22 protein-coding genes and 2 riboswitches are annotated in these 23,193 nt (G+C 68.4%); of the genes, 15 read left to right on the top strand and 7 right to left on the bottom strand.

All coding sequences use genetic code 11. The features are described from left to right. Positions 1-715: 715 nt before the first annotated feature. The 4 genes from RLN94_RS10650 to RLN94_RS10635 all read left to right on the top strand — a co-directional run bounded on the left by RLN94_RS10650 (position 716) and on the right by RLN94_RS10635 (position 4,451). Complete coding sequence (locus tag RLN94_RS10650) at positions 716-1,051, top strand: YciI family protein (RefSeq protein WP_350128894.1); 336 nt, start codon at positions 716-718, stop codon at positions 1,049-1,051. A gap of 63 nt (positions 1,052-1,114) precedes the next feature. Further along, positions 1,115-1,227, top strand: a riboswitch (TPP riboswitch). Between the two features lie 32 nt (positions 1,228-1,259). Then, a complete protein-coding gene (gene thiB, locus RLN94_RS10645) occupies positions 1,260-2,237 on the top strand; it encodes a thiamine ABC transporter substrate binding subunit (RefSeq protein WP_350128896.1) in 978 nt (325 codons plus the stop codon). Next, positions 2,213-3,766 carry an ABC transporter permease family protein gene (locus tag RLN94_RS10640; protein WP_350128899.1) on the top strand — a complete coding sequence of 518 codons (1,554 nt, stop codon included), beginning with the start codon at positions 2,213-2,215 and terminating at the stop codon, positions 3,764-3,766. Before thiB ends, RLN94_RS10640 begins: the two co-directional genes overlap by 25 nt. Beyond that, positions 3,753-4,451, top strand: coding sequence for a thiamine ABC transporter ATP-binding protein (locus RLN94_RS10635; protein WP_350128902.1), 699 nt, complete (start codon positions 3,753-3,755; stop codon positions 4,449-4,451). Before RLN94_RS10640 ends, RLN94_RS10635 begins: the two co-directional genes overlap by 14 nt. Here the strand turns inward: RLN94_RS10635 and RLN94_RS10630 are convergent. The 3 genes from RLN94_RS10630 to RLN94_RS10620 all read right to left on the bottom strand — a co-directional run bounded on the left by RLN94_RS10630 (position 4,448) and on the right by RLN94_RS10620 (position 7,096). Continuing rightward, positions 4,448-4,906, bottom strand: a complete 459-nt coding sequence (locus RLN94_RS10630) for a 6,7-dimethyl-8-ribityllumazine synthase (protein ID WP_350129079.1) — start codon at positions 4,904-4,906, stop codon at positions 4,448-4,450. The genes RLN94_RS10635 and RLN94_RS10630 overlap by 4 nt on opposite strands. Positions 4,907-4,968: 62 nt before the next feature. Further along, positions 4,969-5,122, bottom strand: a riboswitch (FMN riboswitch). A 247-nt stretch (positions 5,123-5,369) separates the two neighbouring features. Further along, the gene (locus tag RLN94_RS10625; RefSeq protein ID WP_350128905.1) at positions 5,370-5,630 is read right to left on the bottom strand and encodes an EF-hand domain-containing protein; all 261 of its coding nucleotides are present in this window, start codon (positions 5,628-5,630) and stop codon (positions 5,370-5,372) included. Positions 5,631-6,100: 470 nt separating this feature from the next. Continuing rightward, on the bottom strand, positions 6,101-7,096 hold the full coding sequence (locus RLN94_RS10620) for an asparaginase (RefSeq protein WP_350129082.1): 996 nt from the start codon (positions 7,094-7,096) through the stop codon (positions 6,101-6,103). A gap of 208 nt (positions 7,097-7,304) precedes the next feature. Between RLN94_RS10620 and RLN94_RS10615 the strand changes: the two genes are divergently transcribed. After that, entirely contained in the window at positions 7,305-7,835 is a 531-nt protein-coding gene (locus RLN94_RS10615; RefSeq protein ID WP_350128908.1) for an invasion associated locus B family protein, read from the top strand. A gap of 68 nt (positions 7,836-7,903) precedes the next feature. Here the strand turns inward: RLN94_RS10615 and RLN94_RS10610 are convergent, their stop codons facing one another. Then, positions 7,904-8,848 carry an L-threonylcarbamoyladenylate synthase gene (locus RLN94_RS10610; RefSeq protein ID WP_350128911.1) on the bottom strand — a complete coding sequence of 315 codons (945 nt, stop codon included), beginning with the start codon at positions 8,846-8,848 and terminating at the stop codon, positions 7,904-7,906. A 138-nt stretch (positions 8,849-8,986) separates the two neighbouring features. Here RLN94_RS10610 and RLN94_RS10605 point away from each other — a divergent pair, with 138 nt between their 5' ends. From RLN94_RS10605 to RLN94_RS10560, 10 genes are all read left to right on the top strand, one after another. After that, positions 8,987-10,705 (top strand): acyl-CoA dehydrogenase, encoded by a 1,719-nt coding sequence (locus RLN94_RS10605; RefSeq protein WP_350128915.1) that lies wholly within the window; start codon positions 8,987-8,989, stop codon positions 10,703-10,705. Continuing rightward, on the top strand, positions 10,702-11,751 hold the full coding sequence (locus RLN94_RS10600) for an MBL fold metallo-hydrolase (protein ID WP_350128918.1): 1,050 nt from the start codon (positions 10,702-10,704) through the stop codon (positions 11,749-11,751). The genes RLN94_RS10605 and RLN94_RS10600 overlap by 4 nt, the downstream gene beginning before the upstream one ends. 8 nt (positions 11,752-11,759) lie before the next feature. Then, on the top strand, positions 11,760-12,215 hold the full coding sequence (locus tag RLN94_RS10595; protein ID WP_350128921.1) for a DUF6173 family protein: 456 nt from the start codon (positions 11,760-11,762) through the stop codon (positions 12,213-12,215). A gap of 115 nt (positions 12,216-12,330) precedes the next feature. Further along, positions 12,331-12,465 (top strand): aa3-type cytochrome c oxidase subunit IV, encoded by a 135-nt coding sequence (locus tag RLN94_RS10590; protein ID WP_350128924.1) that lies wholly within the window; start codon positions 12,331-12,333, stop codon positions 12,463-12,465. Positions 12,466-12,586: 121 nt separating this feature from the next. Beyond that, on the top strand, positions 12,587-14,329 hold the full coding sequence (locus RLN94_RS10585; RefSeq protein WP_350128927.1) for a heparinase II/III family protein: 1,743 nt from the start codon (positions 12,587-12,589) through the stop codon (positions 14,327-14,329). A gap of 27 nt (positions 14,330-14,356) precedes the next feature. Next, on the top strand, positions 14,357-15,946 hold the full coding sequence (purH, locus tag RLN94_RS10580; protein ID WP_350158338.1) for a bifunctional phosphoribosylaminoimidazolecarboxamide formyltransferase/IMP cyclohydrolase: 1,590 nt from the start codon (positions 14,357-14,359) through the stop codon (positions 15,944-15,946). Between the two features lie 27 nt (positions 15,947-15,973). After that, positions 15,974-16,444 carry a signal peptidase II gene (lspA, locus tag RLN94_RS10575; protein ID WP_350128933.1) on the top strand — a complete coding sequence of 157 codons (471 nt, stop codon included), beginning with the start codon at positions 15,974-15,976 and terminating at the stop codon, positions 16,442-16,444. A gap of 54 nt (positions 16,445-16,498) precedes the next feature. Next, entirely contained in the window at positions 16,499-17,023 is a 525-nt protein-coding gene (locus RLN94_RS10570; RefSeq protein ID WP_350128936.1) for a DUF3035 domain-containing protein, read from the top strand. A 111-nt stretch (positions 17,024-17,134) separates the two neighbouring features. Beyond that, the gene (locus RLN94_RS10565) at positions 17,135-18,466 is read left to right on the top strand and encodes a M16 family metallopeptidase (RefSeq protein WP_350128939.1); all 1,332 of its coding nucleotides are present in this window, start codon (positions 17,135-17,137) and stop codon (positions 18,464-18,466) included. Continuing rightward, complete coding sequence (locus RLN94_RS10560) at positions 18,463-19,791, top strand: M16 family metallopeptidase (RefSeq protein WP_350128942.1); 1,329 nt, start codon at positions 18,463-18,465, stop codon at positions 19,789-19,791. The genes RLN94_RS10565 and RLN94_RS10560 overlap by 4 nt, the downstream gene beginning before the upstream one ends. A 90-nt stretch (positions 19,792-19,881) precedes the next feature. On the opposite strand, the gene RLN94_RS10555 is transcribed toward RLN94_RS10560, so the two are convergent. From RLN94_RS10555 to RLN94_RS10545, 3 genes are read right to left on the bottom strand one after another with little or no spacing between them, the layout of a single operon-like run. Further along, the gene (locus RLN94_RS10555; RefSeq protein ID WP_350128945.1) at positions 19,882-20,772 is read right to left on the bottom strand and encodes a dihydrodipicolinate synthase family protein; all 891 of its coding nucleotides are present in this window, start codon (positions 20,770-20,772) and stop codon (positions 19,882-19,884) included. Positions 20,773-20,785: 13 nt separating this feature from the next. Beyond that, complete coding sequence (locus RLN94_RS10550; RefSeq protein WP_350128948.1) at positions 20,786-21,760, bottom strand: D-2-hydroxyacid dehydrogenase; 975 nt, start codon at positions 21,758-21,760, stop codon at positions 20,786-20,788. After that, positions 21,757-23,139, bottom strand: coding sequence for an MmgE/PrpD family protein (locus RLN94_RS10545; RefSeq protein ID WP_350128951.1), 1,383 nt, complete (start codon positions 23,137-23,139; stop codon positions 21,757-21,759). Before RLN94_RS10545 ends, RLN94_RS10550 begins: the two co-directional genes overlap by 4 nt. Between the last annotated feature and the right edge of the window lie 54 nt (positions 23,140-23,193).

Raw genomic sequence — 23,193 nt, 5'->3', positions numbered from 1 at the left:
CGCCGCGAGGTCCCGGCTCGGGGGCCGGGACGGGGAGACGCGAAACACGCAGGGCGGAAAAGTCGGCCGGCCCCCGGGCCCGGCAGAGATGCACCCCGCCGTTCAACTTCCACATCCCGCCCCGGGCCCGCCCCGGGGCCTCCACCAGCGCAAGGTCCCGGCTCGGGGGCCGGGACGGGGAGATATGGATGGCGGCACGATCGCGGCAAGCCACACGCCCGGAACAGAGCCGCGCTAAAGCGCGGCGCCGGTCGAGCGCCCGCTGCCCAGCAGGCGATTGCAAGGCAATCGCCGAGAGGGGGCCCGTCCCGTCGCACCGAAGGTGCGCCATGTACCAGCGGCACGCCTCCGGCGTGACGGGCAGGCGCTTTCGCAGGTGTAGCGCGAGGTTGCAGAGGCAGAATGTACCCGCCCCCATAAACTGCCATCCACCCACGTTGCAGCGCCTCCCCACGGACCGGCCCGTGCCCGGCGGCACCCCACCACCCCCCGTTGCACCCCCCACAACATCCAGCGTGTTGCGCACCGTCCGCCACATCAACCAACGCCTCCACCGCCCCCGAAACCGACGCGATACCGACATAATACCGACGTGATACCGACGTCCCTCCCCCAGCAAAATAACGCCGTTAACCCCTTCTCCCGGCCCCGGCCCCTGCATCCCCGGCCCCGGCATGGTATCCTGCCCCTCGAACCTGAAGAGGAGGACCGCGAAATGCCCAAATACATTCTCGCCTATCACGGCGGCAACGCCGAAGGCTCCGAGATCTCCGAGCAGGAGGAGCAATCGCGCTGGCAGGACTGGAAGAACGTCATGGGCCAGGCCTGCCTCGACGAGGGCGGCCGCACCGGCTGGTCCAAGACCGTCCGCGCCGCCGGCGTGGCGCATAACGGCGGCACCAACCCGCTTGCCGGCTACACCATCGTCGAGGCCGAGGATATCGAGACCGCCTGCGAGATGGCCAAGGGCTGCCCGATCCTCGCCGCCGGCGGCTCGGTCGAGGTCGCGCCGATCGGCGAAACCCCCGCCCGCGCCGCACCGGCCGCCTGACCCGCACCACGCAGGCGGCCCCCCCGGCCCCCCTTGCCTTCCCCCTCCGCCGGCCCTACCTTCCCGCCTACCTCGGGGTGCCCGTGGGCCATTGGCCCATGGGCTGAGATGCCACCGGCGAACCCGTTGAACCTGAACCGGCTAGAACCGGCGGAGGGAAGGTAAAGGTCGCATCCGCCCTTGCCCTCGCGCCGCAAAGGAGGATGACATGAAGCATCTTGCATTTGCAGCGGCAATTCTGAGTGCCACGGCCGCCACGGCCCAGACACCGGAACTGACCGTCTATACCTATGACAGTTTCGTCGCCGAGTGGGGCCCCGGCCCCAAGGTCGAGGCGGCGTTCGAGGAGGTCTGCGACTGCGACCTCAAGCTCGTCGGCGTCGAGGATGGCGCGGCGCTGCTGGCCCGCGTCCGGCTCGAGGGCGAACGCTCCGACGCCGATGTGGTCCTCGGCCTCGACACCAACCTGATGGCGGCGGCCAAGGAAACCGGCCTCTTCGCCGAGCACTCCGTCGACGCCACCTACGACATGCCCATCACATGGGACGACCCGGTCTTCGTCCCCTACGACTGGGGCTATTTCGCCTTCATCCACGAGGCCGGCACCGACGCCCCCACCAGCTTCCGCGAACTGGCCGACAGCGACAAGACCATCCTCATCCAGGATCCCCGCTCCTCCACCCCCGGCCTCGGCCTGCTGCTCTGGGTCAAGTCCTCCTATGGCGACGAGGCGCCGGAGATCTGGGAAGGCCTCTCCGACAATATCGTCACCGTGACGAAAGGCTGGTCCGAAGCCTATGGCCTCTTCATGGAAGGCGAGGCCGACATGGTGCTTTCCTACACCACCTCCCCCGCCTATCACCTGATCGCGGAAGAGGATGACAGCAAGGCCGCCGCCCCCTTCGAGGAAGGCCATTACATGCAGGTCGAGGTGGCCGGCAAACTGGCCAGCACCGATCAACCTGACCTTGCCGACCAGTTCCTGCAATTCATGGTCTCCGACGCCTTCCAGTCGATCATCCCCACCACCAACTGGATGTACGCCGCCGTCATGCCCGAGGACGGGCTGGCCGAGGGCTTCGATACCCTGATCACGCCGGAGAAATCCCTGCTCATGTCCGCCGAGGACGCCGCCGCCATCCGTGACGAGGCACTGGCCGAGTGGCAAGACGCGCTCAGCCAGTAAGCGCGCGCCCCGGCATCGGCGCGGCGGCCTGCATCGCCGCGCTGGTCCTCGGCACGCTGGCCGCCGTCGCATGGCGGGCCGAACCCGGCGGCGGCCTCTCCGCCGCCGACTGGGCCGCCCTGCGCTTCACCCTGCTGCAGGCCACCCTCTCGGCCCTCTTCAGCGTGGGCCTCGCCATCCCCGTGGCCCGCGCGCTGGCCCGCCGCCGCTTCGCCGGCCGCTCGGCCCTCATCGCCCTTCTCGGCGTGCCCTTCATCCTGCCGTTGATCGTCGCCATCCTCGGCCTGCTCGAGGTCTTCGGCCGCGCCGGCCTGATCAGCCAGCTTCTCGGCCTCTTCGGCCTCGACCCGATCCGCATCTACGGGCTGCACGGGGTCGTCCTCGCCCATGTCTTCCTCAACCTGCCGCTCGCCACCCGCCTGATTCTGCAGGGCTGGCAGGAGGTGCCCGCCGAACGCTTCCGCCTCGCCGCCCAACTGGGCTTCGACGCCCCCGCCATGTTCCGCCTGATCGAATGGCCGCTGCTCCGACAGGTCATCCCCGGCGCGCTGGCCGTTGTCTTCGCCATCTGCCTCACCAGCTTCGCCGTCGCCCTCACCCTCGGCGGCGGGCCGAAGGCCACCACCATAGAACTCGGCATTTACCAGGCCTTCAGGTTTGAATTCGACCTTGGCCGCGCGGCACTCCTGTCCGGCCTGCAGATCCTGCTCGCCACGGGCGCCGCGATGGTGGCGATTCGGCTGGCCCAGGGCACCGGATTCGGCACCGGCCTTGACCGTTCGTTAAGACGTTGGGACGGGCGCACCACCTTGGCGAGAACGACCGACACGGTCTGGATCGCCCTTGCAGCGGCCTTCCTGCTGCTCCCGCTCGGGGCCATCGTCGCCTCGGGCGTGCTCGGCTTTGCGGGCCTGCCCTTCGTCGTGTGGAAGGCCGCCGGCGTCTCCCTCCTCGTCGCCACCGCCTCCACCCTGCTCCTCCTCCTCGCCGCCCTGCCCATGGCCGCCGCCATCGCCACCGGGCGCCACGGCATCGAGGTCGCCGGCCTCCTCGGCCTCGCCGCCTCCCCCCTCGTCATCGGCACCGGGCTCTTCATCCTGATCCGCCCCATCGCCGACCCGTTCCTGCTGGCCCTCCCCGTCACCGCCCTCGTCAACGCCCTGATGTCCCTGCCTTTCGCCATGCGCATCCTCGTCCCCCGCGCCCGTGATATCGTCGAGCGTTACGGCAAGCTCGGCCTCTCGCTCGACATGGCAAACGGCCCCTTCCTCTGGCGCGTCTTCCTGCCCCGGATGCGGGCGCAGATCGGCTTTGCCGCCGGGCTCGGCATGGCGCTTTCCATCGGCGATCTCGGCGTCATCACCCTCTTCGCCGACCCCGACATCGCCACGCTCCCGCTCCAGATCTACCGCCTCATGGGCTCCTACCAGATGGAGGCCGCTTCGGGCGGCGCCCTCTTGCTTCTCCTCCTCTCCGTCGGCACCTTCTGGCTCTTGGACAGGGGGGGCCGCCACCATGCTGAAATTTGACGCCTGCACCATCGACAATGGCGGCTTCCTGCTCCACGCCGACCTCTCCATCGAGACTGGCCGCATCGTCGCCGTCATCGGCCCCTCGGGCGGCGGCAAGACCACCCTGCTCGAAGGCGTCGCCGGCTTCCTGCCCCTGACCTCCGGCGAAATCACCTGGAACGCCACCCCCCTCTCCGGCACGGAGCCCGGCCAGCGCCCCGTCGCCATGCTGTTCCAGGATGGCAACCTCTTCCCACACCTGACCGCCGCCCAGAACGTGGGACTCGGCCTCGACCCCCGCCTGCGCCTCTCGCCGGAGGACAAGGCCCGCATCGACGCCGCCCTCACCCGCGTCGGCCTCGACGGCCTCGGCCCCCGCAAACCCGGCGCCCTCTCCGGCGGCCAGCGGGCGCGCGTGGCGCTGGCCCGCCTCATGGTGCAGGACCGCCGGATCTTCCTGCTCGATGAACCCTTCGCCGCCCTCGGCCCGGCGCTGAAGGCCGAGATGCTCGACCTCGTGGCGGAGCTCGCCCGCGAAACCGGCGCCACCGTCCTGATGGTCAGCCACGAGCCCGACGACGCCCGCCGCGTCGCCGACGAGGTGATCCTGGTGACAGGCGGCAAGGCCCACCCCCCGGCCGAAACGGACCGGCTCTTCGCCGATCCGCCCGAGGCCCTGCGCGCCTATCTTGGCGACGCCTAGGCCGCCGCGCTCAACCCTTCCCGGGTCTTGCCGATCATCAGCGCGGCCTTCGCCGCCTCCCGCCCCTTCTCGACGAAATGCGCCTTGAAGATAGCGGTGTGATGCGCCGTCTCCTGGTACTGGTGCGGCGTCAGCGACACCGACAGGACCGGCACATCGCTGTCCATCCCGGCCCGCATCAGCCCGTCCACCACGGCCTGCGCCACGAAGTCGTGGCGATAGATCCCGCCATCCACCACGAAGGCCGCCGCGGCCACCGCCGCATAGCGCCCCGTCCGCGCCAGGTCGCGTGCCAGAAGCGGCATCTCGAACGCGCCGGGCACGTCGAACACATCGACCTCGCTTTCGGGGATAAGCTCACAGAAACCGGCCAGCGCCTGATCGACGATCTCGGCGTGCCAGTTGGCCTTGATAAAGGCGTATCGGGTGCGTGTCATGGGTTTGCTCCTTTCCATCATCGACACTTCTCACCCAAGGCGCAGGACGACGGGAAAGGCAGGGGAAACCCCCTGAAACCCGGCGTTCTCTTCCATCCGGACTGTCACCGTCGGCTCCGGATTTGCACCGGATCTGCTTGACCATCCGGGCCTCGCGACCCCGATGCGCTCGCGGGCTTGGGGCGCAGGCCCCTTACCGCCGGTGGGGAATTGCACCCCGCCCTGAGAACGCTGTCGATGATGTTGGAAAACCGGCCCCGCGGCAAGCCCCAAAGAAGATGCCGCGCCGCCAAGGGCGACGCGGCATCAGACCCCGGAGGGGCGCGCTGTCAAACCAGATGTAGCTGCTCAGACGCTGGCTGGTTAATGCCAATCGCCGGTCGGGATTTGGGGGTGTCCTGGACCGGCCTCAGGGCTGGGCGCGCCTGTCAACATGACCGCACACCCGCTCCGGGAACCCGGGAGGAGGAACGTATCCGCCCTAGCCCCGAGATTTCGTGTCCGGCAGAACGCCCGCATCGGTCGCCGCCGAAATTTCCTCATCGCTCAGCGTGCCGTCCGCATCAGCGTCGATTTCCGCGAAGACCTCGGTGCCCGCATCGGGCATGGCTTCGTTGAACTCCGACATGGTCACGGCGCCGTCGCCGTCGGCATCCATCGACGCGGACGCGTCTTCCGCCAGCACGGCGGTCGGCGCGACGAATGCGAAGATGAGGCCTGCAGATGTCAGTTTCTTGAACATGAAATCGTTCCTTTTCGGTTTCTGCGTTCCGAGAGTGGTGCTCTCGTTAACAGAACATGGTGACCCGAAAGCCACTTGTCTGCGGCGATCGCGAGGGGGCGCCAAAACCTGCGGGAAAGAGCCCAAACCGGCGATTCCGGTCAGCGGGAGATTGCCATGAGCCGCCATAAGCGCGCCTGACGGCGGGAACCTGCGGAAGGGGCATGCGGGAATAGGCGGAAACGCTCGTCCGCACCAGCTACGGCGCAAAAATCAACGCCCGGGCAGTTGAAACTGCCACACGCCCGGAACAATGCCGCGCTTTAGCGCGGCGCCGGGCGAGCGCCGGCCCGTCCCGGCGGGCAGGCGCTTTCGCGGGTGTAGCGTGACGTTTCTTGGTTAGGATGTACTTGGCACGATAAACTGCCAACCCCCAACCGTTGCAGCGCCTCCCCACGGGCCGGCGCTCGCCCGGCAGCCACCCCCAACCCTCACAACAACCCCTCCGCCGGCCTGATCCGCCCGGTCTCGATCCCCCGCCGGTTGTAGATCGGCGCGTTCAGGAACCGCCGCGCCGCCGGGTGCAGCGGGTCGAGCACCCCCAGCCGCACCAGCAGCGCCGAGATCGTGCATTCCGCCGCCCGCGTCGCCCCGTCGGCCACCTTCAGGGAAATCCCCATCTCGCGGCTCGGCAGGATGGCGATGAAGAACCCCTCCGCCCCGGTCTTCAATGCCACCGGTTCGGTACAGGCCCGCATCAGCTCGGTACAGGCCCGGCCCTCGCCCGCCACCAGCTCCGGATGCGCCACCATCGCCTGCCACAGCCGGTGCTGCGCACCCTGCCGCGCATCCGCCCCCTCCTTCGCGGTGGCAAACCGCGCCATCGCCCGGGCCATGCCGTGCACCGTGGTGATGAAGTTCGGCGCCGAACACCCGTCGATCCCGTAGCCGGGGCTCGCCTCGCCCGTCACCTCCTCGAAGGCGGCCAGACAGGCCTTCTGCACCGGGTGATCCGCCTCGACATACTCCGGCCCGGCCCCCAGATGCCGCGCCAGCGTCAGGAACCCGGCATGCTTGCCGGAACAGTTATTATGCACCTGGCAGGGCTCTTCATGCGCCCGGATCAGCCCGACCCGCGCCTCCTCGTCATCCGGCATCTGCGGCCCGCAGCGGAAATCCCCGTCCGACAGCCCCAGCTCCGCCAGCCACGTATTGACCCGTTCGGTATGAATCGCCGCCCCGTTATGCGAGGCACAGGCCAGCGCCAGCCGCTCGGCGCTCAGCCCGTGCTTCGCCGCCGCCCCGCTTTCCACCAGCGGCAGCGCCTGGATCATCTTGGCGGAACTGCGCGGCAGCACCGGCTCCTCCGGGTTGCCCCAGGCCTCCACGATCTCGCCCCTGGCGTCGCAGATCACCGCGTGGCCACTGTGCCGGCTTTCGGCCAGCGGACCGCGCCAGATTTCGGTGAGGGGGGCCGCGCCTGTCATCATCCACCTTTCCGGCAAGGGTTCACACCCTCGCGAGGGCGCGCGAAAACTTGCCAATTGATCCTTTCATGTCTCGCCACTTTCAGGCTAATATCGCAATGTCGAGGGAAAATGGCCGACCCGCAAGATAAATCCGGTAAGCGGCAAGGGCGGCTGAAGAATTTGAGGCCAAGGACAGCTTTGGAGGCTGGATAGAATGGGATCACGGATGGGACGTCTGACTGCCCTGCGCCTGTTGACGGGCGCCCTGCTGGCAGCAACCGCAACAAGCGTGGCTGCGCAGGAAGAAAGCACCAACCAGGTCGCCGCGAACACGGCATGGAGCGTTTTCGAGGATAACGACCCGCGCGAATGCTGGGCCGTGTCCTCGCCGACCGAAACGGTCAACACCAAGGATGGCCGCGTGGTCGCCGTCCGGCGGGGCGATATCCTGCTGATGACCTTCTACCGCCCCGACGCGGGCGTCGACGGCCAGCTCACCTTCACCGGCGGCTATCCCTTCGCCTCCGGCTCCACCGTCAACCTCAATGTCGGCGGCACCGAGTTCGAGCTGTTCACCGAGGGCGAATGGGCCTGGCCGGCCAGCACGGCGGACGATGCCAAGATCATCGCGGCCCTCAAGCGCGGCACCGACGCGGTGCTCACCGCGCGCTCCAGCCGGGGCACCACGACCAAGGATACCTTCTCGCTGCTGGGCTTCACCGCGGCGGTCGAAGAGGCCGAGAAACGCTGCCAGTAACGGCCTGACCCGGCCAGCTCTCAAGAACGTACCAAGGGCGCGCACCTCTCCGGGGGACGCGCCCTTTCCTAATCCCGCGGCGCGGCAGCCCGGCGCAGCCGGTCATTGATCGCCCTGCCCAACCCCCGCTCGGGAATAGGCGACACGGCGATGGGCTTGCCCGTTTCATCCAGCGCATGCAGATGCGCAAAGAGATTCGCCGCCGCCTCGGTCAGGTCGCCCGACGCCGACAGGTTCAGATCACACTCGACCTGCCCGAACCCCAGCAACACCTCGCCCGGCTCCCGCCTCTCGGCCTCCAACCGCACGGTCGCGCCCGGCGCATAATGCGAGGCCAACTGCCCCGGCGCCGTCACCGCACCCCCCGCGCCATGCCGCGCCAGCGGCGCGCCCAGCGCCTGTTCCACCGCCTCCGCCGGCAATCCACCGGGGCGCAGCAGCACCGGCGCGTCCGTCAACCCGACGATGGTCGATTCCACCCCCACGTCACAGGCCCCGCCATCCAGCACCGCCGCGATCTTCCCGGAAAGCCCCGCCTTCACATGCGCCGCCGTCGTCGGGCTGATCCGCCCCGAGGGGTTGGCCGACGGCCCCGCCACCGGCCCGCCAAACGCCCGCAACAACGCCCGCGCCACCGGGTTCGCCGGCACCCGCACCGCCAGCGAGGGCAGCCCCGCCGTCACCAGCCCCGATATCCCCGTACCCGCCTTGATCGGCAGCACCAGCGTCAGCGGCCCGGGCCAGAACGCGCTCGCCAGAACCTCCGCCTCGTGCGGCCATTCCACGAACTCCCGCGCCGTCTCCACCCCGTCCACATGCACGATCAGCGGGTTGAACCGCGGCCGCCCCTTCGCCTCGAAGATCCGCGCCACCGCCATGTCATCCGTCGCGTCGCCCCCCAGCCCGTAGACCGTCTCCGTCGGAAACGCGACAAGCGCCCCGCCCCGCAGCAGCGCGGCGGCGCGGGCGTACCCGTCCGGGTCGGCACTCAGAAGGGCGGTTTCAACAGGCATGATCAACTCTGACGCGGCGTTTTGGTTGATGGAAGTCCGGCACCGGCTAGGCTATGGCTAGGCCGTCTGCATACAGACCGAGGCAGGTGAAGCCAAGCCACCCCGGCCGCCGGGACCGTTGAGATCAGGAGATTTCCGATGCCATACCGCGCCCCTGTCGAGGAATTCGACTTCCTGTTTTCCCATGTCGTGAAACTCGAGGACGTCGCCGCGACCGATCGTTTCGCCGACGCCACCCCCGACATGGTCACCGCCATCCTCAACGAGGCCGGCCGCATGTGCGAAGCGGTGCTCGCCCCCCTGCAACGCGAGGGCGACCTGCACCCCGCCCGGCTCGAAAACGGCATCGTCCGCACCAGCCCCGGCTTCGACGAGGGCTACAAGGCCATCGCCGAGGGCGGCTGGGTCTCGATCTCCGCCTCTCAGGTAAACGGCGGCATGGGCCTGCCCATGGCCGTGACCACCGCCGTCAACGAGATGATGAGCGGCGCCTGCCTCAGCCTGCAGCTCAACCCGCTGATGACCCAGGGCCAGATCGAGGCGCTGGAAAACCACGCCAGCGACGCGATTCGCGAAACCTACCTGCCCAAGCTCATCTCCGGCGAATGGTCCGGCACCATGAACCTGACAGAGGCGCAGGCCGGCAGCGACGTGGGCGCGCTCCGCACCCGGGCCGAGCCCAACGGCGACGGCTCCTACGCCATCACCGGCCAGAAGATCTATATCAGCTGGGGCGACAACGACTTCACCGAGAACGTCTGCCACCTCGTCCTCGCCCGCCTGCCCGACGGCGTGCCCGGCACCAAGGGAATCAGCCTGTTCCTCGTGCCCAAGTACATCCCCGACGAGAACGGCGCCCCCGGCAAACCCAACGACCTCAAGGTCGTCAGCCTCGAACACAAGATGGGCCTGCACGGCAGCCCGACTGCCGTGATGCAGTATGACGGCGCCCAGGGCTGGCTCATCGGCGAGGAACATGACGGCATGCGCTGCATGTTCACCATGATGAACAACGCCCGCCTCGGCGTCGGCGTCCAGGGCATCGGCGCGGCCGAGGGCGCGCTGCAGCACGCCATCGCCTACGCAAAGGAGCGCACCCAGGGCAAGACCCCGCTCGAGAACGGCACCGGCACCATCATCGACCACGCCGACGTGCGCCGGATGCTGACCACCATGAAGGCCGAAACCGCCGCCGCCCGCGCCATCGCGCTGGCCAACGCCGTGGCGATCGACATGGCCCACGCCACCGGCAAGCCCGACTGGACCGCCCGCGCCGCCTTCCTCACCCCCATCACCAAGGCCTTCGGCACCGATACCGGCATCGCGGTCAGCGATCTCGGCATTCAGGTGCATGGCGGCATGGGCTATATCGAGGAAACCGGCGCCGCCCAGTATGCCCGCGACGTCCGGGTCACCGCCATCTACGAGGGCACCAACGGCATCCAGTCGATGGACCTAGCCGGCCGCAAGCTGATGGACGGGGGCGAGGCCGCCTATGCCCTGCTCGACGAGATCGAGCGCCACGCCGAAAGCGCGCGAAGCACCCTGCCCGAGCTGGCCGAGCCGGTGTGGAACGCCACCGAATCCCTGCGCGAGGCGACCGAGTGGATGGTCGCGCAGAAGAACATGACCGACCGCTTCGCCGGCTCCGTCCCCTTCCTGCGCGCCTGGGCGCGCGTGCTGGGCGGCCATTTCCACCTCTGCTCGGCCTCGGCCGAGGGCGGCGAGGGCAAGCGCACCCGGCTGGCGCGCTTCTACATCAAGCGCCTCCTGCCCGAGCACGCAGGCCAAATCGCCCACGCCACCGCCGGGGCCGACGACCTCTACGCGCTGACACCGGACGACCTCGTCGCATGACGGACGGCCCGAACCAGACCCTGCGCTACCCCTTCCCCGATCCGCCCGACAACGGCGCCGCCCTCGAGGTGGCGCCGGGCGTCCTCTGGATCCGCCTGCCCCTGCCCATGGCGCTCGACCACGTCAACATCTACGCGCTGGATGACGGCGACGGCTGGACCGTCGTGGATACCGGCATGAAAACCTCTCACAGCGTCGCGCTGTGGGAAGGGCTGCTCACCGGACCGCTCGCCGGCAAGCCCGTCTCGCGTATCATCCTCACCCACCACCACCCCGACCATGTCGGCATGGCCGGCTGGCTGATGGAGCGTTTCGGGGCCGTGCTGATCACCACCCGCACCGCATGGCTCTTCTCCCGGATGCTGATCCTCGACACCGAGGAGGCCCCCACCCCCCAGGCCCTCGCCTTCTGGCGCGCCGCCGGCATGGACCCCGAGATCTACGAGAGCCGCAAGGCCGAACGCCCCTTCAACTTCTCCGATGTCTGCCACCCCCTGCCGGTGGGCTACACCCGCGTCAAGGAAGGCGACACGCTCCGCGTCGGCGGCCGCACATGGGACATCCATATCGGCAACGGCCACGCCCCCGAGCACCTCACCCTTTGGAGCCGCGACGACAACCTCGTCATCGCCGGCGACCAGATCATCTCCTCCATCAGCCCCAATATCGGCGTCCACCCCACCGAGCCCGAGGCCGACCCCGTCGCCGACTGGCTGGAAGCCTGCGGCCGCTTCCGCTCGCTCGCCCGCGAACACCACCTCGTCCTCAGCGGTCACAAGCGGCCCTTCCTCGGCCTGCCCATGCGGATGCGCCAGCTCATCGAGAACCACCACGGCGCGCTCGACCGCCTCCGCGCCCACCTGGCCGAGCCCCGCACCGCCGCCGAATGCTTCCCCCCGCTCTTCAAACGGCCGATCGACGCCGGCATCTACGGGCTTGCATTGGTCGAGACGGTTGCACATCTCAATCATCTCCACCACGCTGGCGAAATCACGCGCCGCCGCCGCGACGATGGCGCATGGCTTTGGCAGAGCAGCCCGGAGTGAGACGACACATGGACGACGAAATCAGAACCGCGGCCGAAGCCGCCGAAGACGCCGCCATCCCGCGCTGTCACGAGGTCCATGCCGACCCCGCCACCTGCAAGGGCGGGCGCGACGTGACCGCCGGCGTCCGCCTCTCCCCCGTCAAGCAGAAGAGCGAGGCGCAATGGGCCTATGAACGGCTGATCCTCTACATCAAGAACTTCGAGAAGACCCTCGACAACGAGCACGAGATCGCCATCGGATTCGCCGGCGGCGACACCGGCGTCATCCGGATCGAGGGGATGGGCTTCTTCGACCCCGACATCGTCACCTTCTACGGCAGCGACGCGAACGGCGTGAAAACCCAGCTCATCCAGCACGTCACCCAGCTCAGCGTCATGCTGCGCGCCCTTCCGAAGAAGATCGACCACGTCGAGCCCAACCGCATCGGCTTCCGCCTCGTGGAAGACCTCGAAACCGCCTGAGGCCCCGCGCCTTGCGACATTTCGGGCCACAGGGCGCACAGGGTGGTGACAGCCCCCGGCAAATGCGCTATCCACACCTCCGACCGCGTAATTTCCAAGCAGGGAACGACCCCAGATGGCTGACCACAAACATGGCGAAATGGACATCCAGGACCACGAGAAGACCTTCGAGGGCTTCATCCGTTTCACGGCCTGGAACTGCGTGCTGATCGTCGTCGTGCTGATCTTCATGGCGCTGGTCAACGCCTGAGGCGCCACCGGCGCTTTCCTGAAAGCACCACGGGCAGCCCGCAATCTGCCGTGACTTGACCCCGCTCCCGCGCTATACTCCGCCAAACGGCGCCGAGAAGAGCGTGAAGAGGCATCAAGGCATGGCAACAGCGGAAAAGCTGACCGCGCGCTGGACGCGGTTCCAGAACCGGGTCGCCGCCCGCAGGGCGGTGCTGGGCCGGCCCGCCACGGCCTTCGTCTCGCGCCCCGAACCCCGCACCATCGGCAGCTATGCCCGCGGCCGGCAGCTGGCCGCCGGCAACTTCCTCTTCGCCGGCCACCTGCTCCAGCAGCCCGACACCGACATGTGGGAGCTCACCCCGCCCGACCACGCCTTCGCCGAGGCGCTGCACGGGTTCGGCTGGCTCGACGATCTCGTTGCCGCCGGCGACGCCACCGCCCGCGCCCGCGCGCAGGAATGGCTCCGCGGCTGGATCGAGCTTTACGGCCGCGGCCGCGGTCCGGGCTGGACGCCGAACCTCACCGGCCGCCGCCTGATCCGCTGGATCAGCCATGCCTTCTTCCTGCTCAACGGGCTGGGCAGCGAACACTCCCGCGCCTTCTACCGCTCGATGGCGGCCCAGACCATCTTCCTCGGCCGCCGCTGGTCCGCCACCTCCCCCGGCCTGCCGCGATTCGAGGCGCTGACCGGGCTGATCTATGCCGGCATCTCGCTGGAAGGCATGGAAAGCCAGGTCGACCCCGCCGTCGCCGCGCTGGGCCGCGAATGCAACGACCAGATCGACGCCCGGGGCGGCCTGCCCACCCGCAACCCCGAGGAATTGCTCGACGTCTTCACCCTGCTGACATGGGCCGCCGTCGCGCTGGGCGAATCCGGCAAGGGCGTCAGCAACGCCCACTGGTCGGCCATCGAACGCATCGCCCCCACCCTGCGCACCCTGCGCCACGCCGATGGTGGGCTGGCCCGTTTCCACGGCGGCGGCAAGGGGCTCGAAGGCCGGCTCGACCACGCGCTGGCCAACAGCGGCGTCAAGGCCCGCGCGGCGAACGGCCTCTCCATGGGCTTCCTCCGGCTCAGCGCCGGCCGCACCAGCGTCATCGTCGATGCCGCCCCGCCGCCACAGGGCAAGGCCTCGGCCGAGGCGCACGCCTCCACCCTCGCCTTCGAGCTGACCTCCGGCCGCCGCCCGCTGATCGTCAATTGCGGCTCGGGCGTCAACTTCGGGCAGGAATGGCGCCGCGCCGGCCGCGCCACCCCCTCGCATTCCACCCTCGTCCTCAACGAACAGTCCAGCGCCCGGCTCGGCGCCCCCCGCGACGGGTTCGACTACCTCGTCAGCGCCCCCCGCCGCGTCCCGATCGAGATCAGCCACGCCTCCGACGGGCTGCGCTTCGAGGGCGGGCATGACGGCTATGTCCGCGATTACGGCCTCACCCATGTCCGCAAGCTGGAACTCACCTTCGACGGCCGCGGGCTGGCGGGCGAGGACATGCTGGTCACCCTCGACGAAAACGACAAGGCCCGCTTCGACAAGGCGCTCGACGCCTCCGGGCTCGAGGGCATCCCCTTCGACATCCGCTTTCACCTGCACCCGGATGTCGACGTCTCGCTCGACATGGGCGGCACCGCGGCCTCGATGGCGCTGATGAGCGGCGAAATCTGGGTCATGCGGGTCGACGGTAACGTCGAAATGTCCCTCGAAGGCAGCGTTTACCTGCAAAAAACGCGGCTCAAGCCCCGTGCGACCAAACAGATTGTTCTCTCCGGCCGCATGATGGAGTATGCGACCCGCGTGAGATGGTCACTGGCCAAGCCGCAGGACTCGCCGATAGGCATCCGCGATCTGGCGCGCGACGGGCTCGACCCGGTGACCGAACCCTGACCTGAACCGACCAAGGACATGCTGCCGATGACCGATCTTGCGCCCCTGCGCCGCGCCCTGCTTTCCGTTTCCGACAAGACCGGGCTGGTCCGGCTGGGCAAGGCCCTCTCCGAACGCGGGGTAGAACTCCTCTCGACTGGCGGCAGCGCCAAGACCCTGCGCGAGGCCGGCCTCGACGTGCGCGACGTGGCGGATGTGACGGGCTTCCCCGAGATGATGGACGGCCGCGTGAAAACCCTGCACCCGATGGTCCATGGCGGCCTGCTGGCGCTGCGCGACAATGCCGATCACGTGGCGGCCATGGAACAGCACGGCATCGGCCCGATCGACCTGCTGGTCGTCAACCTCTACCCGTTCGAGGAAACGGTCGCCAAGGGCGCCGATTACGACACCTGCATCGAGAACATCGATATCGGCGGCCCGGCCATGATCCGCGCGGCGGCCAAGAACCACGCTTTCGTCTCGGTCGTCGTCGATGTCGAGGATTACCAGCCCCTGCTGGAAGAACTCGACGCCCATGACGGCCAGACGACCTATGCCTTCCGCCAGCGCCTCGCGCTCACCGCCTATGCCCGCACCGGCGCCTATGACGCGGCCGTCTCCGGCTGGATGGCCCAGGCGCTGGGCGACAAGACCCCCCGCCGCCGCGCCTTCGGCGGCACGCTCGGGCAAACCCTCCGCTACGGCGAGAACCCGCACCAGTCCGCCGCCTTCTACAAGGACGGCTCCGCCCGCCCCGGCGTCGCCACCGCCACCCAGCACCAGGGCAAGGAACTCAGCTACAACAACATCAACGACACCGACGCCGCGTTCGAGCTGGTCAGCGAATACCCCACCGACGAGGGCCCCGCCTGCGCCATCATCAAGCACGCCAACCCTTGCGGCGTGGCCCAGGGCCCGACATTGCGCGACGCCTACAGGCGCGCCTTCGACTGCGACCGCACCAGCGCCTTCGGCGGCATCATCGCCCTCAACCAGCCCCTCGACGGCGAAACCGCCGAGGAGATCGCCAAGATCTTCACCGAGGTGGTCATCGCCCCCGGCGCCGATGACGACGCCAAGGCGATCTTCGCCGCCAAGAAGAACCTCCGCCTGCTGACCACCGAGAAGCTCGCCAGCCCCACGGCCTCGCTTCTCGCCATCAAACAGGTCTCCGGCGGCTTCCTCGTGCAGGACAAGGACACCGGCCAGGTCGACGTCACCGACCTGCGCGTCGTCACCAAGCGCGCGCCGTCGGACCGCGAGATGGCCGACATGCTCTTCGCCTGGAAAGTCGCCAAGCACGTCAAGTCCAACGCCATCGTCTACGTGCAGGACGGCGCCACCGTCGGCATCGGCGCCGGCCAGATGAGCCGCGTCGACAGTTGCCGCATCGCCGCCCGGAAATCGGCGGACATGGCGAAGGAACTCGGCCTCGACGCCCCCCTCACCCAAGGCAGCGTGGTGGCCTCCGACGCCTTCTTCCCCTTTGCCGACGGCCTGCTCACCGCGGCCGAGGCCGGGGCGACCGCCGTGATCCAGCCCGGCGGCTCGATGCGCGACGACGACGTGATCGCCGCCGCAGACGAGGCCGGGCTCGCCATGGTCCTGACCGGCATGCGCCACTTCCGGCACTAACCCCCCGCCAGGGCAAGGACACCACCAATGCGCACCCTCCTCATCGCAGGCATCCTGACCTTCCTGATCGACCAGGTTTCGAAATACTGGGTCGTCCACATGCTCGAACTCGACCGTGTGCGCGAGATCGACATCCTGCCGCCTTTCCTCAACTTCCGGATGGCGTGGAACTACGGCATCAATTTCGGCCTCTTCCAGGGCGACACCGACACCACCCGCTGGATCCTCATCGCCATCGCGCTGGTGATCTCGGGCGTCGTCCTGTGGTGGATCCGCCGCGAACCCGGCGGGGTGTGGCAGCACATCTCCGCCGGCCTGCTGATCGGCGGGGCGATGGGCAACGTGGTCGACCGGCTGGTCTACGGGGCGGTCGCCGACTTCCTCAACATGTCCTGCTGCGGCATCGACAACCCCTACGCCTTCAACGTGGCCGATATCGCGGTTTTCGCCGGGGCCATCGGTATGGTAATCTTCACCGGCGACAAAAAGGCCGCGTGACCTTTCCCGCGCGATGGGTTAGACACGGCGCGACGAGAGTGGGAGATTTGCGGAATGACGTTGCCGCGGAAGATCATGATGATTGGGCTGGTGCTGGCCGTGGCCGCCTGTGCGCGCGACCGCGACGGAACGTTGACCCGGTTCCAGAACACCGGCAACGGCCCGGACGAGTTCGCGATCACCCCGGGCAAACCGCTCGAGGCCCCGGAAAGCTATGCCGCCCTGCCCACCCCGCAGCCCGGCGCCACCAACCGCACCGACCTGAACCCCAAGGCCGACGGCATCGCCGCCCTCGGCGGCAACCCGGCGGCGACGGCCGATACCGGCATCTCCGCCAATGACGCGGGCCTCGTCCGCCATGCCGGGCGCTACGGCACCGACCCGGCGATCCGCCAGCGCCTCAGCGTCGAGGACCAGAAGATCCGTCGCAACTACGGCCGCCGCAACATCCTGCGCATCGGGCCGCGTGACAACTACACCGACGCCTACAAGCGGCAATGGCTCGATTCGGAAGCCGAACAGCGCCGCATGCGCAACGCCGGTGTCATCACCCCCACCGCACCGCCGCCCTCGCGCTAACCCGGCGCGGCCATTCACAACCCGTTCAGATGCATTGAAATGCCATGGCACGCCCGTATCTTCGCGGGTATAGCCGATTGGCAAAGCGATTTGATGGCAGGGAGGCAGGCCATGACGAGATTTCTGGCCATGCTCGCCGTGGTTCTCACGGCGGCAGCACCGGCGCAGGCCGACGAACAGGTCACGTCCTACATGCTCGACAACGGGATGGAGGTCGTCGTGATCGAGGATCACCGCGCCCCCGTGGTCGTGCACATGGTCTGGTACAAGGCCGGCTCGGCCGATGAACGGCCCGGCGTCTCCGGCGTGGCCCACTTCCTCGAACACCTGCTCTTCCGCGGCACCCGGACGCTTGAGGACGGCGAATTCTCGGCCACCGTCGCCCGCAACGGCGGGCGCGACAACGCCTTCACCAGCTTCGACTACACCGCCTATTTCCAGCGCGTCGCCGCCGACCGGCTGGAACTGATGATGAAGATGGAAAGCGACCGCATGGTCAACCTCCAGCTCGACGAGTCGGTCATCGCGGCCGAGCGCGACGTCATCATCGAGGAACGCAACATGCGGGTCGAGAACAACCCCGGCGCCCTGTTCCGCGAACAGGCCAACGCCGCCCAGTACCTCAACCACCGCTACGGCGTGCCGATCATCGGCTGGCAGCACGAGATGCGCGAGCTCGACCTGCAGGACGCGCTGGATTTCTACCAGACCTACTACGCCCCCAACAACGCCGTGCTGATCGTCGCCGGCGACGTCCAGCCCGAGGAGGTCAAGGCGCTGGCCGAGCAATATTACGGCGCCCTGCCGCGCAACCCGAACCTGCCCGAACGCGCCCGCCCGCAGGAGCCCCGCCAGATGGCCGAGCGCCGGCTGATCTACGAGGATCCCCGCGTCGGCCAGCCCTACGTGATGCGCAGCTACCTCGCCCCCGAGCGCGACAGCGGCGAGCAGGACGAGGCCGCCGCGCTGACCGTGCTGGCCGAGATCCTCGGCGGCGGCATCACCTCGCTGCTCTCCGAGAAGCTGCAGTTCGACGAAAGCAAGGCGGTCTACACCTCGGCCTATTACAGCGGCAAGTCGCTCGACGACACCACCTTCGACCTGATCGTCGCCCCGGCCGCCGGCGTGAGCCTGCAGGAGATCGAGGATGCCATGGACGGCGTGATCGCCACCTTCCTCGAAGAGGGCATCAACCAGGATCAGCTCGAGCGCATCAAGATGCAGCTCAAGGCCGACGAGATCTACGCCCGCGACGACGTGAACGACGTGGCGAACCGCTATGGCCGCGCCCTGACCCAGGGACTGACGGTCGAGGACGTGCAGGCCTGGCCCGACGTGCTCCAGGCGGTGACCGCCGAAGACGTGCTCGCCGCCGCCCGCAAGGTATTCAACCGCGACAAGGCCGTGACCGGCTGGACAAAGGCGCCGGAGGTGACCCAATGAGCTTTGCAAGATTCCTCTTCGCCCCGGTGATGCTGGTGGCCCTCGCCGCCGCCCTGCCCGCCCGGGCCGATGTCGACATCCAGGAGGTCACCACCCCCGGCGGCATCGAGGTCTGGCTGGTCGAGGAACACTCCCTCCCCTTCGTCGCGCTGGAACTGCGCTTTCGCGGCGGCACCTCCCTCGACGCCGAGGGCAAGGACGGCGCGATCAGCCTGATGACCGCCCTGCTGGAAGAGGGCAACGGCGACATGGATTCCCGCGCCTTCGCCCGCGCCGCCGAGGAAATCGCCGCCGAATTCTCCTACCAGGCCAGCGACGACGCCGTCAGCGTCTCGGCCCGCTTCCTCACCGAAACCCGCGACGAGGCGATCGACCTCCTGCGCGGCAGCATCGTCCAGCCCGCCTTCAACCCCCCCGACATCGAGCGGGTCCGCGCCCAGATCGTCTCGATCCTGCAATCCAGCCTGAAGGATCCCGACGAGATCGTGCGCAACGCCTTCGCGGAGCTGGTCTTCGGCGATCACCCCTATGGCGGCCCCGAGGACGGCACGATCGACAGCGTGACCAGCCTCACGCGCGAGGACATCCAGGCCGCGCACAAGGCCGTCTTCGCCCGCGACCGGGTCTATGTCAGCGCCGTGGGCGACATCACCGCCGACGAGGTCGCCGCCCTGGTCGACGACCTGCTGGGCGACCTGCCCGCCACCGGCGCCCCCCTGCCGGGCCCGGCCGACACCAACATGCCCGGCGGCGTCAAGGTGATCGACTACGAGACCCCGCAATCCGCCGTGATCTTCGGCCAGCCCGGCATCGAGCGCGACGACCCCGATTTCTTCGCCGCCTACATCCTCAACCACATCATCGGCGGCGGCGGCTTCTCCAGCCGGCTGATGACCGAGGTGCGCCAGAAACGCGGCCTGACCTACGGCGTCTATTCCTACCTCTCGCTCAAGGACAACGCCCAGACATGGCTCGGCTCGGTCTCCTCGGCCAACGACCGCGTCGCCGAGGCCATCGAGGTGATCCGCGACCAGTGGTCACTCATCAGGGAAGAGGGCGTCACCGCCGAGGAACTGGAAGACGCCAAGACCTACATCACCGGCGCCTACCCCCTCCGCTTCGACGGCAACGGCCCCATCGCCGACATCGCCGTCGGCATGCAGGTCGACGGGCTGCCCCGCGACTACATCGCCACGCGCAACGACAAGATGAACGCCGTGACGCTCGAAGACGTGAACCGCGTCGCCCGCGAATGGCTCGACCCCGAGAAGCTCACCTTCGTGGTCGTGGGCCAGCCGGAAGGGCTCGACTCGACGATCAACTGACCGGTTGCGGGGGCACGTTCCCCGCGCGGAAAACGGGGTAGAAAATTCGAATTTTCTACCCCGGAATTTTCCAAAATTCCGCGCAGCCCCTCAAAGCGTCCCCGCCAGCCTCTCGCCCAGCGCCGGGTCCGCATTCTCCAGCGGCGGCCGCAGGTTCAGCCAGCGCCGATCCCCCGACCGGTATGCCTTCAACGCCTTCAGCGCCGGGATCAGCCCGCCATCCTGTACCGCCTTGCGATGCACGTTGACCGGCCCCAAAGCCGCCTCGGCCGCCTCCCACTGCCCCGCCTCCACAAGGTCGTACACACCCCGGATCGCCGCCACGTTCGAATTGCAACTGGCCGAGATGCACCCGCCCCCGCCCAGCTTCACCGCCTCGACCATCAGGCTCTCCGACCCCGGAAACACCGAGATCCCCGGCGCCGCCTCGATCACGGCCTTGGTATTCTCCCAGTTGCCCGAGCTGTCCTTGTAGGCCACCACCACCTCCGGAAACGCCGCGTTCAGACGGCCGGCCAGCGCCGGCGATATCCCGATCCCCGCCATCTGCGGAATATGATAGAGACACACCTTCAGCCGGTCCGACCCCACCCGCTCGATCAGCCCGCTGAAATACCGGTACAGCCCCTCGTCCCCCGCGTTCACGAAGAAGAACGGCGGCAGCACCATCACCGCCGCACAGCCCAGCTCCACCGCATGGCGGCAGAGCGTCTCCGTCTCCTCCATGTTGCACAGCCCCGTGCCCGGCATCATCTGCCCCGGCCTCGCGGTGCCGGAAGAGGCCAGCATTTCCACCATCGCCATCCGCTCCCGCATCGACTGGCTCAGCGCCTCCGACGTGGTGCCGAAGGGCGAGATGTAGTGCGCCCCGCCCTCGAGGCAGGCGCCGGCATGCTCAAGGTACAGATCCTCCGCGATGCCGTAATCGTCGTTGTAAGGCGTCAGGATCGGCGTGATCACGCCGCGAAACCGCTCTGCCATGGGCTGTGTCCTTTCAGTATCCGCGCGCCGGCTCGACCACGTTGCTCAATGCCTCGCCCCGCTGCCAACGCTTCAAATTCTCGATGAACATGTCGAAGGAATTCAAATCCCACCCTTCGTACACCCCCGACGCGTGCGGCGACAGGATGATGTTGTCGAGGTCCCAGAACGGGCTCTCCTCCGGCAGCGGCTCCTCCGCGAACACGTCGAGCCCCGCCCCGGCAATCCGGCCCTCTTGCAACGCCGCAAGAAGCGCCCCGCTGTCGATCACGCCCCCGCGCGACACATCCACCACCACCGCCGAACACTTCATCGCCGCGAAATCCGCCGCCCCGATCATGCCCCGCGTCGACGGCAGCAGCGGCACGGCGACCACGATCATGTCCGCCCGCCCCCACAGCTCCGGCAACGCATCCGCCGCATGAACCTCGTCGAGGTTCTCCATCGGCTCCGGCCGCGCCCGCGTGCCGATCACGTGCATCCCGAACGCCTGCCCCCGCGCGGCCACCGCCTGCCCGGTCTGGCCCAGCCCCACGATCACTAGCGTCCGGCCCTTCAGCGGCGCCATCATCCGCGCACTGTCCCACCGCCGCGCCGCCTTGTCCTTCGCCAGCCCCGGGATATCGAGGCTGAAATGCAGCGCACAGCCAAAGGCATATTCGGCCATCATATGCGCGGCCACGCCCGCCGAATTGGTCACCGTCACCCGCCCGGCATCCCACGTCCCGAGGTGATCGCACCCCGACCCCCCGACCGATACCCATTCCGGCCCGTCCGGCCCGAACAGCGCCTCCACCGGAAACCCCTCGTTCCCGGCAAACTTGATCGAATACACCACGTCCGGCCGAAACTCCGCCAACAGCGCTGCGGTCTCCTCGTACCGCGTCAGCTCGGCCACCTCTGCCTCCGGCACGGCCTCGCGCAGCCGTGCCGCCATCGGGCCGGCGGCGTCGTTCATGATGATTACCCTCGGGGCGTCCCTGCTCATGCGTCTCCTTCCGGGGTGACCAGCCGCGCCAGATCGGCCAGCGTCACCGTCTCGTCCAACATCGCGTCCCGCATCGCCCAGATCGCGCGGATGCGGGCCGGGGACAGAACGCCCTCGCAGAAATCGTGGAACTTCGCCTCGACCTCGGCATCGGTGCGCCACGCGCCGGGGCCGCCACTGGCGGGCACATCGCTCGAGTGCAACTTGCGCCCATCCCTCAGCGTCACCTCGATATCCGACCAGCGCCCCGCGGGAAAGCGGGCATTGTGCTTCTCCGTCGCCACCGCCGTGATCCGCGGAATGATCGCCGCAACGTCCGCGTCATCCAACCCCTCGTCCGCCACGTGCCGGGGCGCCAGCGTGCCATGCTGCAACATCACCGCCACCACGTAATGCAGCGAATACTGCGCCTGCGTCGTCGTCTCGGGCATCCCCGCATAGAGCCGTGCCGCCTCGTCGAAGGTCCGCACCTCGACCGACGCCACCTGATCGGCGGTCAGCCCATGCTCTTCCCGCAGTTTCCGCATCGCATCCACCGCCGGATGCCCCCAGCGGCAACTCGGATAGGGCTTGATGTAATTCTCCGCCACCGTCCACTCGGCCCCGAGATCCTCCCAGTACACCGCAACCTCCGGCGCCTCGGCGGTAATCGCCGGCGCCCCGGTGAACCCCCGCATCGCCAGCAGCGCCGCGTTCACCCCTACCAGCGCCCCCATGCCCGAGCCATCATGCAGCATCGTCGGATTGTCGATCTCCCGCATCATCTGGCTGCGCGGCCCGTGATACTCCGCAATCCCCAGCGCGTGGCGCAACACCTCCGTCCCCGCGTTCTCCAGGTGACAGCCCAGCGCCGCCACCCCCAGCCCGTTCCACGCGCCCGACGTGTGGTAATCGCTCACCGTCCCGTGCAGCGCCAACGCCGCCCGCGTCGCCACCTCGTAAGCCATCACCATCGCCCTCAACGCCTGCGGCCCGGTCAGCTCCGGATGCCGCTCGGCATAGGCAAACAGCGCCGGCACCACGGCACAGCCGATATGCCCCTTGGTCGGGTAATACCCGTCATGGCCATCCAGGTTGTCGATCTGCGTCGCCAGCGCCCAGGCGGCGCCCGGCATACTCACCACCCGCCCGTCGAACAGCATCGGCGCGGCATACCGGCCCGCGCCCGCCCCGTGGAAATCCACCGCGTAATCCCGCGCGATCTTTCCCACCTTCAGCCGCGTCGCCCCCGCCGCCACGCCCAGCGTGTCGATCAACAGCGTCGCGGCATGGCGCATCACGTGCTCCGGCACGGCCAACTCACGATCCAGCGCGAATCCCGCGATCCGCGCGATCTGTTCCGCCCCGGGCCGGGCAATCGGGCTCAGCGGGCGGTTCATCGCACAAACCTATCGGAAATGGAGAGGGAGACGGTCGGGAACACAGGGGCATCT

It is taken from the genome of Roseovarius sp., assembly GCF_040223625.1.
In the GTDB taxonomy this organism is placed as follows: domain Bacteria; phylum Pseudomonadota; class Alphaproteobacteria; order Rhodobacterales; family Rhodobacteraceae; genus Roseovarius.
Note: the sequence above shows the minus strand (reverse complement) of the source record. Positions and strands in the feature narration are given on the sequence as shown.